Here is a 13307-nt window from a genome sequence, read left to right on the forward strand (position 1 = left end):
AGAGGTGAAGCCATGAAACAAATGATTGTACATAACGAACATAACCTCATGCAAATGGCGCTTCTGGAAGAAGGCAAAGCTGTGGAGTTTACAGCAGAGCGTACACGAGAGCGAGGGCTACTAGGCTCCTTTTTCAAAGGGCGTGTAGTCAACGTATTACCGGGTATGCAGGCTGCTTTTGTGGATATTGGTCAGAGAAAAAATGCTTTCCTATACGTTGATGACGTGTTGCATCCTCATTTGGAGAAACAGCCTAAAGTGAAGCCTTCTATTTCCGAATTGCTTCGTCCAGGTCAGGATGTGATTGTTCAGGTTCTGAAGGAACCCGTAGGAGGTAAAGGTGCTCGGGTGACGACTCATTATTCACTGCCGGGTCGATGGCTTGTCTATATGCCGATGGCAGATTACATAGCCGTGTCCAAGAAGATCGCCCGTGAAGGGGATCGTTCCCGCCTCAAAGCACTTGGTGATCAGCTCAAGAGGGATGAAGAAGGGCTTATTATCCGTACCGTATCTGCAGAGGAACAGCGCGAGGCGATTGAATCTGACCTCGAAACATTGCGTGAGCAGTGGCGTTTGATTCGTGAAAAAGCGAACAGTTTGCCTTCTCCAAGCTTGCTTCATCGGGATCAAAGTATGGTACAGCGAATCATCAGGGATGTGTACACGCCAGGCAGTGATGTAGTGATTACGGATAGCGAGGAGCAAGCCCGTGAGGTGACAGCTCTGCTTGAGGAGATCTGTCCAGGTCACCAGCCAGAAGTACAGGTACATCGGGGATCAGAACCGATATTTGCCGCTTATGGCGTGCAGGAGCAATTGAATAAGGATTTTGCTCGTAAGGTGTGGTTACCTGGAGGTGGATACATCGTCATAGAGCATACAGAGGCGCTTACGGTGGTCGATGTGAATACGGGCAAATACACTGGCGCGGGTGGAGATAGTCTTGAGGAGACCGTGACGGAAACGAACATGCAGGCAGCGATTGAGATTGCGCGTCTCATGCGGCTGAGAGATATCGGTGGCATGATTATCGTAGATTTCATTGATATGACGGAAGCCTCCAATCGTCAAGAAGTATCCGCAGCGCTGGAGAGTGAGCTCAAGAAGGATCGCACCAAAGCTTTTGTAATGGGCTGGACCAAGTTGGGACTGTTGGAGCTAACGCGTAAAAAGGTGCGTGAAGAGAGCACCCTACCTTATGTAGAGCTGTGTACATCTTGTCATGGAACGGGTAAAAGATATATTTCACCTTTGCATTGATTTTTAATATATTGCGTGATATAATCTTCAAGTATGTGTTTAGCCTATTCGGTCTTGCACATGCTGTAACCGCACTGGCCGGGTACAAGAATGGTTCCGCGAGGAGCTGTCACCTGAGACCGGGCGAGTCTGAGACATGAGGAGGTGCAAGGCAAATGTACGCAATTATTGAAACAGGTGGTAAACAGTACAAAGTCCAAGAGGGCGATGTTCTGTTCATCGAGAAATTGGCTGCGAACGATGGCGAAAGCGTAACGTTCGACCGTGTCCTGGCTGTATCTAACGATCAAGGTTTGACAGCAGGTACACCGTTGGTTTCCGGAGCTACTGTAACGGCTAAAGTGGAGAAACATGGCAAAGGTCAAAAGGTTGTTGTATACAAATACAAACCGAAAAAGAACTACCATGTGAAGCAAGGTCACCGTCAACCGTACACTAAAGTAACTATCGAAAAAATCAAAGCGTAAGGTAGGTGCGATAAGTGATTATCGTTCAAATCTTTCGTAATGAGGACGGGAGCATCGAACGCTTCTCGATCCAAGGGCATGCTAATTTTGCCAAACGGGGAGAAGATATCGTATGTGCCGGGGTATCTGCTGTTACAGTAGGTACAGTTAACTCGATTGAGGCATTGACTGGTGTCGAGATGGATACCAAAATGAAGAATGGCTTTTTAAGTGGTTCTTTACCTTCGCTCCCAAGAGAGGAAACTTTTGCTCAGGTACAATTGTTACTCGAATCCATGGTAGTTATGCTCTCTAATATTGCAGAGTCATACGGAAAGTATATTAAGATAGAGCAATCCAAATAATTTAAGAAGGAGGAAAACCAATCATGTTGAAATTAAATCTTCAGTTGTTCGCATCGAAAAAAGGTGTAGGTTCCACGAAGAACGGACGTGACAGTAATGCACAACGCCTTGGCGTTAAGCGTGCTGACGGCCAAAGAGTAACTGGTGGTAGCATTCTCGTTCGCCAACGCGGAACGAAAATTCACCCAGGTACTAACGTGGGTATCGGTAAAGATGACACTTTGTTTGCGAAAGTTGACGGCGTTGTGAAATTCGAACGTTGGGGACGCGATCGTAAAAAAGTAAGCATCTATCCTGTAGACGTTGCTCCAGTAGCAGCTACAGTAGAAGCATAATATCGGCATTCCGCCTAAGGAGCCTTCGGCATTTTTGCCGGAGGCTTTTTGTATTTTAAGAGTAATCGCTAATGAACTGACAGAAAAGACATGTTATACTTGGATACGGTGGGGTTAAATTAGCCGAGTTAGTGTAGAACGGGGAGAAGCCATGAAATCTTGGAAAAGAGTGCCGTGGATTGCGGCATGTTCGCTTCTGATTCCTTTGGTTTTCGTTATGCTGTATCCATCAGTCATTTCAGGTATTGTATGTGCGTTGTGGTCCGTTGCAGTGCTGGTGGTTTCGCTCTATTGGATGAACAGACAAGCGGAGGCAGAACGCAGAACAATTGTACAATCTATGGAAAAAACAGCAATCGCATCATTAAATCATCATCGGCATGACTGGATGAACGATCTTCAGGTATTGTATGGATATCTTCGACTAGGCAAACTTGATAAATCAGTGCAATGTGTGGAAAGAATAAAGGAACGGGTTACTGAGGAAAGCCGAATTTCGAAATTAGGTATTCCTTCACTCGTGTTTTACCTGCAATCTTTTCGAGCTAGTGGAGTTGCATTGGAATTGCATGTTGAAGTTGAGGAAGAGTTGCAGCTTAATGCTCTGGTTTCTCCCGAGGATGGCGAGTCACTTACGGGGGCGATTGCTGATGCAATTCGAGCCTATCAATTTGGCGGCGGCCGGTCGTCTTGGGGAGAGGTTCGCAAACTGACCTTGAGCTTTGGACAGGATCATGGAGATGTGGTCGTCCGATTGGACGGGGATCAAACACCCGATCCAGAAACAGTGCGGCATCTTGAGGCTGTACTTAAAGGGAAAAAAGTCAGGACGGAGCAGCTTCCGTCTGAGGATACGTTTATACAATTCCGAATGCCGTGTGGAATATAGGAAGAAGGGGTTAACCAATGTTTGTAGATAAAGCGAAGATTTATGTGAAAGCGGGAGACGGGGGGGACGGAATTGTTTCGTTCCGTCGTGAGAAATATGTACCAAACGGCGGACCTGCCGGGGGGGATGGAGGCCGAGGAGCTGACATCATTTTCCGCGTGGATGAAGGTTTGCGGACATTAATGGATTTCCGGTACCAACGACACTTCAAGGCTCCTCGTGGTGAAAAAGGCCGTAACAAAAGTCAACATGGTGCCAATGCGGAGAATATGATTGTTCGTATCCCGCCGGGTACAATCGTTGTTGATGAGGACAGCGGGGAAGTATTGGCAGATCTGACACGTCATGGTCAGCAAGTCGTTGTTGCCAAGGGTGGCCGAGGTGGTCGGGGTAACATTCGTTTTGCCACTCCGAAGAATCCAGCGCCTGAACTTGCTGAGAACGGTGAAGAAGGCGAAGAGCGTTACATCGTGCTTGAACTTAAAGTCATGGCAGATGTGGGGCTTGTTGGTTTCCCGAGTGTTGGTAAATCAACATTGCTGTCTGTCGTTTCGGCAGCCAAGCCGAAGATTGGTGCATATCACTTTACAACGATAACACCTAATCTGGGTGTGGTTGGTGTTGGTGAAGGTCGCAGTTTCGTTATGGCGGATTTGCCAGGACTTATTGAAGGTGCACATGAAGGTGTCGGACTTGGACATGAGTTCCTACGCCATGTTGAACGTACACGTATCATTGTGCATGTGGTTGACATGTCTGGTTCGGAAGGACGCGATCCTTTTGAAGATTGGCAAAAAATCAATGATGAATTAAAACTCTACAATCCTACATTGGCTGAGAGACCACAGATCGTGGCAGCAAACAAAATGGATATGCCGGAATCTGCAGAGAATCTAGAGAAGTTCCTGCAGCAGGTTCGTGAAGTGAAGCCGGATATTGAAGTTATGCCAATTTCGTCGCTTACTCGCCAAGGGATTCAAGAGCTGTTGTACCGCGCGGCTGATCTGTTGGATCAGATCCCGGATGAACCGGTTGTGGAAGAAGTAGCAGATATTTCGGAACGTAAAGTGTTTAGTTTGGACAAAAAAGAGGATGAAGGCTTCCGTATCGTACGTGAGAATGATACCTTCATTGTTGAAAGTGCCAAAATTGAACGTATGATGAAACGTATGCAGCTGAACTCCCACGAGGCAATTCTCAAACTTGCGCGTACATTGCGTTATATGGGTGTGGATGATGAGTTGCGTAAACGTGGTGCAGAAGAGGGTACGATTGTACGTATTGGCGAGTTTGAATTTGAATTCGTTGAGAGCAGCAGTTACTATTAAGCGTCATTCACGTTGATTTGATGCATAAGGTGATTTAAATAATTGCACAGAGTAGTGGGGTAACAACCCGCAGCTCTGTGCTTTTTTGTTTTTTTACTAACATGGAAGTAGGATAAGCTGTATACTGTGAGGAACATATTTTCAAAAATAGACATGTAATGTATTGCCCTTTTGCGCCACATCCTATATAATGTCCACTATATGAATACATGAGTCTTTGAGGAGAGGACGTTCTGTGAACGAACGCTATTACTTGGTACGTGAGGACATTTTGCCTGAAGCTGTTGTGAAGACCATGCAAGTGAAAGAGCTTCTTGCTTCGGGAGATGTCAAAACGGTGCATGAAGCCGTAGAGCAGGTTGGATTAAGCCGCAGTGCTTTTTATAAATACAAGGACGGCATTCATCTGATCAATCAATTGGAGCGAGAACGAATCGTTACCATTTCCATTGATCTGGAGCATCAGTCTGGCATATTGTCTCGTGTATTAGGACATGTCGCTGGTTATGGTGCTAACGTTCTTACCATTAATCAGAGTATTCCTCTTCAAGGAAGAGCGAACGTTGTTATTTCGGTAGAAACATCGCATCTTCACGGAGAGATTGGAGACATGTTGGAGCAAATGCAAGAAATGCCTGGCGTTCGTCGAACCCGCATTGTAGGTCAAGGTTAACGAGACGTTATCTTCATAACGTTCAATATAGTTGAACAAGTTGTTCAAATGTATAAAAGTACAGAGGTGACAGCAAGAAGAGATATAGGGGGTATGTCGTTAGTGAAACCGGTAAAAGTAGGATTGTTGGGTTTGGGAACTGTAGGTACAGGAGTCGTCCGCATCGTGGAGGGGAACCAGGAAGATCTGAGTAGTCAGGTCGGCTCTCCCATTGTTATAGAGAAGATTGCTGTAAAGAATACGGAGAAAGATCGCGTTATTCCTGTTGATCGTGCGAAGCTCACAGAGGATCCTTGGGAAGTTATTCGACACCCCGATATCGATGTTATCGTTGAAGTTATGGGTGGCATTGATCAGACAAAAGCGTACATTCTTGAAGCGCTGGAGCGTGGCAAACATATTGTAACAGCGAACAAAGATCTGATGGCTCTGCATGGTTCGGAGATATTGGCGAAGGCACAGGAGAAACAATGTGACGTATTTTATGAAGCCAGCGTAGCTGGTGGGATTCCAATCATCCGTACACTAATTGAGGGATTTTCGTCGGATCGAATAACCCGAATTATGGGGATCGTGAATGGGACAACGAACTATATTTTGACTAAAATGAGCCAGGAAGGCGCCTCATATGAGGAGGTTTTGGCAGAGGCTCAGGCACTTGGTTACGCAGAGACTGACCCAACCTCAGATGTAGAGGGACTTGATGCCGCTCGTAAAATGGCGATATTGAGTACTTTAGGTTTTCGTACCAATGTTGAGCTGCAGGATGTGACAGTCCGCGGTATATCATCCGTGACTCGTGAAGATATTACGTATGCTAGAAGACTTGGATATGAAATGAAGCTACTCGGTATTGCTGATCGTCAAGATGATGAGATCACGATTAGTGTTCAGCCTACGATGGTTAGACAAAATCATCCGATTGCCTCCGTTAATGGGGTATTCAACGCCGTTTATGTTCATGGTGAAGCGGTAGGTGAGACGATGTTCTATGGTGCAGGAGCAGGGGAGCTTCCTACAGCAACGTCTGTAGTAGCTGACATTGTGGCCGTCATCAAAAACTTAAAGCTTGGCGTAAATGGTCTAAAAGCGATCGTGCCTTATAAACCTAAAAGACTACAAAGCGACGAACAGATTTTGTCAAAGAACTTCATCTTATTGCATGTAGACGATAAGGCAGGGGTATTGGCGCAAATCACGCAAATTTTTGCTGAGTATGAGGTGAGTCTAGCATCGGTTGTTCAGCAGCCTAATGAGACTAACCCTGATGCCGAGATCATTATTGTTACCCATAATGCAAGCAAGGCCAGCATGGACAAGGTGCTTAAGCACTTTGAATCACTTAACGTTATTCGCCGAATTAAGAGTGTATACCGAGTTGAAGGCTAAATTCAGCATCGAATTACAATAAATGTAATGTTCTATATTTAGTGAATGTATATAGGTTCAACTAAACTTTTTACACGAGAACGGAGAGGACAGAAATAACATGGAGAAGCGGAGCGTTCGCCTTTATCCCCGGATTTCCCCTTTTAGAAAGGGATTCAAAAAAAATCTGGGGATAACAGCGATCGGAAGGTTATTCTGTCATCGGAGTGGCAAGTGTAAACATTCTTTGGTTGAACCTATATAGAACCCAAATTGGAATTTTAAACGACAAAGGAGCTTACTTACAATGAGATATCAAGGACTACTGCAAACTTACAAAGAATACCTTCCGGTGAATGAAAACACACCTATGCTTACGCTGCAGGAAGGAAATACACCTCTGGTTCATGCAGAGAATCTGTCCAAAGAACTTGGCTTGAACTTATATTTCAAATACGAAGGCTTGAATCCAAGTGGTTCATTCAAAGACCGTGGTATGGTTATGGCTGTAGCAAAAGCAATGGAAGAAGGAAGCCGCACGATCATGTGTGCTTCAACAGGTAATACGTCTGCTGCTGCTGCTGCCTATGCGGCTCGCGGTGGCTTGAATTGTATCGTGTTGATTCCGAATAACAACATCGCTCTGGGTAAGCTTGCTCAAGCTATGATCTACGGAGCTAAAGTCATTGCGATCAATGGTAACTTTGACCGTGCCTTGGAGATTGTCCGTGAGATCACTGCCAAACATCCTATCACGCTTGTAAACTCTGTCAATCCGTTCCGTATTGAAGGACAAAAGACAGCTGCGTTCGAAGTTGTAGATCAATTGGGTCAAGCTCCTGACGTATTGGCGATTCCTGTGGGTAATGCGGGGAATATCTCTGCATACTGGAAAGGCTTCAAAGAGTACAAAGAGGCAGGTAAGTCGAATTCCTTGCCACGTATGGTTGGTTTTGAGGCTGAGGGTGCTATGGCTATCGTTAAAGGTGAACCGATCCTGGAACCTGAAACTGTGGCTACAGCTATTCGAATTGGTAATCCAGCAAGCTGGAAAACAGCGGTTGCTGCAGCTGAAGAGTCCGGTGGACAGATCAATTATGTAACCGATGAAGAAATTTTGACAGCATACCGCACTATTGCGGCTCGTGAGGGTATCTTTGCCGAACCTGCATCTGCTGCTTCAGTGGCAGGAGTATATAAATTGAAACAAGAAGGATACTTTAAAGGTGGAGAGACTGTTGTCTGTGTATTGACAGGTCACGGCTTGAAAGATCCAAATATCGCGATCAAAACAGTAGCAACGGAACCGCTTGTCGTGGAAGATACTGAAGAAGCGGTTATGGCGGCTATTGCGCAACTGGAGCAACAATCCGTATGAGCTTGAAACAAAAAGTTACAGTTAAAATACCTGCAAGTACAGCAAATTTAGGCCCAGGGTTTGATACCCTGGGTATGGCTTTATCTTTATATGCCTGGCTTGAGATGAAACCAGCTGAGCAGACGAGCTTTCATCTGCATGGAGATCATCTAACTGGTTTACCTACGGATAAATCTAACCTGATCTATGAGGTTGCACAGATGGTATTCAACGAAGCAGGTGTCTCCGTTCCCGAACTGGAGATTTCCATGCTGTCCAATATTCCACTGACACGTGGTTTGGGAAGTAGTGCATCCGCCATTGTCGGTGCTCTGGCCGCAGCTAATGCGTTAGTTGGTACACCTTTATCGGACGCGAAGCTTCTGGATATGGCTACATCGCTGGAGAAACATCCAGACAACGTGGGTGCTTCCTTGTATGGCGGCATTATCGCAGCGGCCTGGGATGGACATCATGTAGATCATATTCGCATTGAGCCGGCACAGGATTTAGAGGCGCTTGTCATTGTCCCGGACTTTCAACTATCCACAACCAAAGCGAGAGGTATCATTCCACAGCAGTTCGGCATGTCTGATATTGTGCACAACATCAGCAGGTCTTCTCTTTTGGTTGCTGCACTGTCGAGTGGCCGGTTAGATATGATTCATAAAGCGATGTCTGATCGTTTGCATCAACCTTACAGAGCTTCATTAGTTCCAGGGATGGCAGAGATTTTGGAGCATGCGGTAGATCACGGAGCGCTTGGTGCTGCATTGAGTGGTGCTGGTCCAACTGTCATTACCTTTGTAGATCGCCATAGTCAACGAAAAAATGAACTTGAGCAATATTTAATCGATACCATGGGGCGTGAAGGCATCACAGCGACAGCGATGTGGCTTGATCCGGATCTGGATGGTGTCACGGTGTTGCCTGATCAAGACGAAACACCTTTTTTGCACAGAGTTAAAGGGGACGTTAATGCATGAAACGAATTGCAGTATTGCCAGAAGGTTCAGTCTCCCATGAAGCAGTCGATTTCCTGTTTAATGGTGAACCGTTAGAATTGCTTCACTCCAAACTCATTTCAGATGTTTTCCGTGCGACGGATAGCGGGAATTCTCAATATAGCGTCATTCCAATCGAAAATACGATTGAAGGCTCGGTTAGTCTACATATGGACTGGCTCGTTAATGAAGTGGATATTGCGATGCAAGCCGAATGGGTATACCCATCGATTCAGAATGTCATCGGACATGGCTCGGAGTTCAGGGATGAAGAGGGTGGATATGATTTTGGTAAAATTACTAAGCTCATGTCACATCCGGTGGCCATCCCGCAGTGCCAGAACTTCATTCGTACACATTCCCCTGATGCGGATCTAGAGGGTGTAAACAGTACAGCCGAAGCGGTGGAGCTGGTTAAGAAGAACCCAGGTAAAGGCTGGGCTGCGATTGGTACAAGATTGGCTGCTCAGAAGCATGGCTTGGATATTATGGCTGAGCGAGTTACCGATCATGATAATAACTACACTCGTTTTGTTTTGATTGGTCATGAACCTGTTCAGATTCCTCGTGAGCCGGATCATGTAAAGACAAGTCTATTGGTTACATTACCTGAGGATGCACCGGGTGCTCTTCATCAGGTGTTGTCCGCGTTTGCTTGGCGTAAGCTGAATCTGACCAGGCTTGAATCGCGTCCAACGAAGAAGCGGCTTGGCAGTTATTATTTTTATATTGATGTAAAAGAAGCTGTTGATTCTGTGCTGCTGACTGCAGCGATGGCAGAGATTGAGGCTTTGAATTGCCAGGTGCGTGTCCTTGGCAGCTATCCTTGTTTTACTTATCCGTCTTTGAAGACAACCTAATATGGGCTGGATTAATAGAGATAGGAGCTAAAAAAAGGGTAAATCTCACACGTTAATGCTTGTCAATTGTTGTACAATACAGTGAGACTGATGATATTTTTCGAGAGTGAAGGATTAGGACATTTAACGGAGGTGCAGTCATCCATGTCAGAGCAATGGATTTATTTGGATGGTCAATTTGTGACCAAGGAGAACGCAACAGTTTCGGTATACGATCATGGTTTTTTGTATGGAGATGGGATCTTCGAAGGTATTCGAATCTATAACGGAAACATTTTCAGATGTAAGGCGCATTTGGATCGACTGTATGATTCAGCAAAATCCATTAATCTAAACATCCCTCTGTCTTATGAAGAAATGTTAGACGTGATGGCTGAAACGGTGCGTCGTAACGATATGCGTAATGGTTATATTCGTTTGATTGTTTCGCGGGGTCCTGGTAACTTAGGATTGGATCCACTGCGTTGTCCAAAAGCCTCTGTCATTATTATTGTGGAGCAACTGGCCATCTATCCAGAAGAAGCGTATCTTACTGGTTTGAAAGCTGTATCTGTCTCCCAACGTCGTAATATTCCGGATGCACTTAATCCCAAAATTAAATCGTTGAACTATCTTAATAACGTACTTGTCAAAATTCAGTCCAACTATGCAGGTGCTGGTGAAGCGATCATGTTGAACTCCCAAGGCTATGTAACAGAAGGTTCTAGTGATAACATTTTTATTATTAAAAATGGGGTCGTCTACACACCACCTTGTTACCTTGGTGCTCTGGAAGGCATTACGCGTCAGGCAATTATTGATCTATGTGGTGAGCTGAACATTGAGCTGAAAGAGATTCCGTTTACCCTCCATGATGTATACATCGCGGACGAGGTCTTTTTCACAGGTACGGCTGCAGAAGTTATCGCTGCTTATGAGGTTGATGGAAGAACCATCGGTTCAGGGGTTGCTGGCCCGATAACATTGCAACTTCTTGAAGCGTTCCGACAAATTGTGGACAAAGACGGATACAAAGTTTGGGAAGCCTAAACAACGAATATAGCTGAATATAGAACGTGAAATCCTTCTGATCTATCAGGGATCGTCATACCCCAAAGTATGCGGTTTTTGAAGAGAGAAGGATTTTTTTTGTTTAGGTGATGTCATTAGCCTAGTTTCTGCATAGGATGTAGTAACGGTATGGGCGAATGTACTGCCCAAGTATCACGTCTAGGAGGTTAGTTCCCAGTGAAAATACACATGGTGAAAAAAGGCGACACATTGTACCTGCTGTCCCAAAAATATAATGTGGCGCTCGACAAAATTATTGCGGCCAATCCGCAAATCAGCAATCCGGATAAGCTGGATATTGGGATGAAGGTAAAGATTCCTGCTGCGCCTGTAACACCCAAACCTGAGGGAGTATTGCACAGTCATAAAGTTCAGCAAGGAGATTCATTGTGGAAGTTGTCGCAGGCATGGGGTGTCCCGCTGAAGGATATGATTAATGCCAATCCACAACTGAAAAATCCAAATGCACTTCTGGTGGGGGAGACAGTATACATTCCTTCCATGCAAGTTCAGGGGAACACAGGATCGGAGAACGGAGCAAGTAATGTTGCAGCTCATGAAAAACTTTCTCCTGAAGGAAAAGAACATACAGGTGTAAAAGAGGAGCCAGCAAAACCAGAAGCTCCACTACCATCATCGCCACCGCCTACACCGGTTGTACCTGAACCAATTAATGAACAACCTGCGCCAACGCCTAAACCGGCTAATCCCGTACCTAATGTAATGCCAGAGCTGGAAGTGCTACCTCAATTACCTGAGATTCCAGAAGTTAAGCCAGTCAAGGAAGTTGAGAAAAAAGAAAACCTTGCGCCAATCGCAGAAGTAAAGCCTCTTCCAGAAGCGCCAAAGTACACCATGCCGAATTTGTCACCTGAGATTATGCCTCTACCAGCCATCCCGAATACAAAAGCGCCAATTGAGGTGTCACCTGCTACCAAATCTCCATGTGGTTGTGGAAGTAAGCTTCACCATGCGCCAGCCGAATATCCGTATACTCAGGTTCCTGTACCCGCACAAGAGGTGTATACGACGCAACAAGCAACGTATATTGCTGGGTATAGTAACAATGCTGGATTCCCTGGAATAACGGAAATCAATCCATATGAGGCGCAACACTTATCAACTAATAACGAACCGGATTTTAATCATAACAATATGATGCCGAATACTGCTCCTGCGGTGGGTAATAATGCATATCCGATAGCGCCTTCTGCACAGGTGAATAGTCCGTTTCCTTCATTCGCTGCTGAGCATTCGATGAATCAGCCGCCATTCATCTCGCCATATTCGGTACTTCCTTATCCACCATGTGGATGCGGAGGACATATGCATGGATCACATTACGGCCATGTATCTCCAGGATATAACGATCCTGCTTGGGGGATGTACAGTCCATACGGTGGGCATCCCAATATGGCTCCATCGGTAGTTCCGTATCAACCTGTTGAGTACGCCTATCAAAATCCGTATCCATCACAAAATATGGTGCCGCCATCTCCGTTAGGCGCTTTTGGTGAACTTTATCCATCTCAAGAGCATACGGGTGGTAAAAAAGGTGGACGTGAGGAAGCTAATCTTAATCATACTAATGTAGAAGATAACGAAAGTCACAACAGTGGTGGCAAGGCGAAACAAACAACGGGGAAAAGCGGGGTAGCGAAACGAAGAACTGCCAAGTCAGCAGGCAAAAGTACTTCAAAAGTATCGGTATCTTCCAAAGAAGCTGAAACTCGCAAAACGCAAACCAATAAACGCAGCTCAGCAAAGAACCGTCGTAACCCCTGGATACAGCAATAAGTGCGGTAGCAAATATTGAGATAAAGTGTTGGATTTAGTACGAATTGAGAGTCAACCGTTACGGGTTGGCTCTCTTTGACTATGCCGTCGATAATTACTTTGAGTGAGTCTGCATTATAGAAGCGGTGTCATGCATCTAACTATACTGAAGTGTATGTATAAAAAAATTGAAGGAAAATGTAAAACAATTGGAAAATGTGTTGTAAGTATGATAGTATAATGAATACGTGATGACGATGTGCTTTTTTGTAGTTAATGTGGATTAGAGGATACTGAATCTACCAAATTAATAAATTATAAAAAAAGTGTTGCATTGGATTCACGGATATGATATATTATTTAAGTCGCCGCTGAAACGCAGCGCTGACGCAATAAAGTTTGATCTTTGAAAACTGAACAACGAGTGAGTAACGATCTTGCTTGCAAGATCGACGCTAAGAAATCGGTACATGTCTTCGGACTGGATGATTTCGAAGCACAAATGAGATTTTTAATCTCGTCAGATTCAAAATGAGCTAATCGCTCTTTTCAATACTTTATTGGAGAGTTTGATCCTGGCTCAGGACGAACGC

Annotated in this window: 13 protein-coding genes; all 13 read left to right on the plus strand. The window is 45.1% G+C overall.

The features are described 5' to 3' along the window. The first annotated feature begins 12 nt into the window (after window positions 1-12). The 13 genes from M3636_RS23630 (at window position 13) to M3636_RS23690 (ending at window position 12735) form a co-directional block, all read left to right on the plus strand. Window positions 13-1263 carry an Rne/Rng family ribonuclease gene (locus M3636_RS23630; protein WP_128103294.1) on the plus strand — a complete coding sequence of 417 codons (1251 nt, stop codon included), beginning with the start codon at window positions 13-15 and terminating at the stop codon, window positions 1261-1263. A 155-nt stretch (window positions 1264-1418) separates the two neighbouring features. Next, a complete protein-coding gene (rplU, locus tag M3636_RS23635) occupies window positions 1419-1730 on the plus strand; it encodes a 50S ribosomal protein L21 (protein WP_128103293.1) in 312 nt (103 codons plus the stop codon). Between the two features lie 14 nt (window positions 1731-1744). Next, entirely contained in the window at window positions 1745-2074 is a 330-nt protein-coding gene (locus tag M3636_RS23640; RefSeq protein WP_128103292.1) for a ribosomal-processing cysteine protease Prp, read from the plus strand. A gap of 23 nt (window positions 2075-2097) precedes the next feature. Continuing rightward, window positions 2098-2409, plus strand: coding sequence for a 50S ribosomal protein L27 (gene rpmA / locus M3636_RS23645; protein WP_128103291.1), 312 nt, complete (start codon window positions 2098-2100; stop codon window positions 2407-2409). Between the two features lie 151 nt (window positions 2410-2560). Beyond that, on the plus strand, window positions 2561-3298 hold the full coding sequence (locus M3636_RS23650; protein WP_128103290.1) for a Spo0B domain-containing protein: 738 nt from the start codon (window positions 2561-2563) through the stop codon (window positions 3296-3298). A 17-nt stretch (window positions 3299-3315) separates the two neighbouring features. Beyond that, complete coding sequence (gene obgE, locus M3636_RS23655) at window positions 3316-4626, plus strand: GTPase ObgE (protein WP_251384232.1); 1311 nt, start codon at window positions 3316-3318, stop codon at window positions 4624-4626. Between the two features lie 235 nt (window positions 4627-4861). After that, window positions 4862-5299 (plus strand): ACT domain-containing protein, encoded by a 438-nt coding sequence (locus M3636_RS23660; RefSeq protein WP_128103289.1) that lies wholly within the window; start codon window positions 4862-4864, stop codon window positions 5297-5299. Window positions 5300-5401: 102 nt separating this feature from the next. After that, window positions 5402-6688 (plus strand): homoserine dehydrogenase, encoded by a 1287-nt coding sequence (locus M3636_RS23665; RefSeq protein ID WP_128103288.1) that lies wholly within the window; start codon window positions 5402-5404, stop codon window positions 6686-6688. 286 nt (window positions 6689-6974) lie between these two features. Beyond that, window positions 6975-8045, plus strand: a complete 1071-nt coding sequence (gene thrC, locus M3636_RS23670) for a threonine synthase (protein WP_056697925.1) — start codon at window positions 6975-6977, stop codon at window positions 8043-8045. Then, window positions 8042-9010 carry a homoserine kinase gene (gene thrB / locus M3636_RS23675; protein WP_251384233.1) on the plus strand — a complete coding sequence of 323 codons (969 nt, stop codon included), beginning with the start codon at window positions 8042-8044 and terminating at the stop codon, window positions 9008-9010. Before thrC ends, thrB begins: the two co-directional genes overlap by 4 nt. Next, window positions 9007-9888 carry a prephenate dehydratase gene (gene pheA, locus M3636_RS23680; RefSeq protein WP_251384234.1) on the plus strand — a complete coding sequence of 294 codons (882 nt, stop codon included), beginning with the start codon at window positions 9007-9009 and terminating at the stop codon, window positions 9886-9888. Before thrB ends, pheA begins: the two co-directional genes overlap by 4 nt. 144 nt (window positions 9889-10032) lie before the next feature. Further along, window positions 10033-10917 (plus strand): branched-chain-amino-acid transaminase, encoded by an 885-nt coding sequence (gene ilvE / locus M3636_RS23685; RefSeq protein ID WP_145409191.1) that lies wholly within the window; start codon window positions 10033-10035, stop codon window positions 10915-10917. A gap of 198 nt (window positions 10918-11115) precedes the next feature. Next, window positions 11116-12735, plus strand: a complete 1620-nt coding sequence (locus M3636_RS23690; RefSeq protein WP_251384235.1) for a LysM peptidoglycan-binding domain-containing protein — start codon at window positions 11116-11118, stop codon at window positions 12733-12735. Window positions 12736-13307: the final 572 nt, after the last annotated feature.

Origin of the sequence: Paenibacillus sp. MER 99-2 (genome assembly GCF_023714095.1) — a bacterium.
GTDB lineage: Bacteria > Bacillota > Bacilli > Paenibacillales > Paenibacillaceae > Paenibacillus.

Bases quoted from the DNA above. Each gene is read 5' to 3' on its own strand.
- M3636_RS23630 (WP_128103294.1), top strand. From the start codon at position 13: ATGAAACAAATGATTGTACATAACGAACATAACCTCATGCAAATGGCG.
- rplU (WP_128103293.1), top strand. From the start codon at position 1,419: ATGTACGCAATTATTGAAACAGGTGGTAAACAGTACAAAGTCCAAGAG.
- rpmA (WP_128103291.1), top strand. From the start codon at position 2,098: ATGTTGAAATTAAATCTTCAGTTGTTCGCATCGAAAAAAGGTGTAGGT.
- M3636_RS23650 (WP_128103290.1), top strand. From the start codon at position 2,561: ATGAAATCTTGGAAAAGAGTGCCGTGGATTGCGGCATGTTCGCTTCTG.
- obgE (WP_251384232.1), top strand. From the start codon at position 3,316: ATGTTTGTAGATAAAGCGAAGATTTATGTGAAAGCGGGAGACGGGGGG.
- thrC (WP_056697925.1), top strand. From the start codon at position 6,975: ATGAGATATCAAGGACTACTGCAAACTTACAAAGAATACCTTCCGGTG.
- thrB (WP_251384233.1), top strand. From the start codon at position 8,042: ATGAGCTTGAAACAAAAAGTTACAGTTAAAATACCTGCAAGTACAGCA.
- pheA (WP_251384234.1), top strand. From the start codon at position 9,007: ATGAAACGAATTGCAGTATTGCCAGAAGGTTCAGTCTCCCATGAAGCA.
- ilvE (WP_145409191.1), top strand. From the start codon at position 10,033: ATGTCAGAGCAATGGATTTATTTGGATGGTCAATTTGTGACCAAGGAG.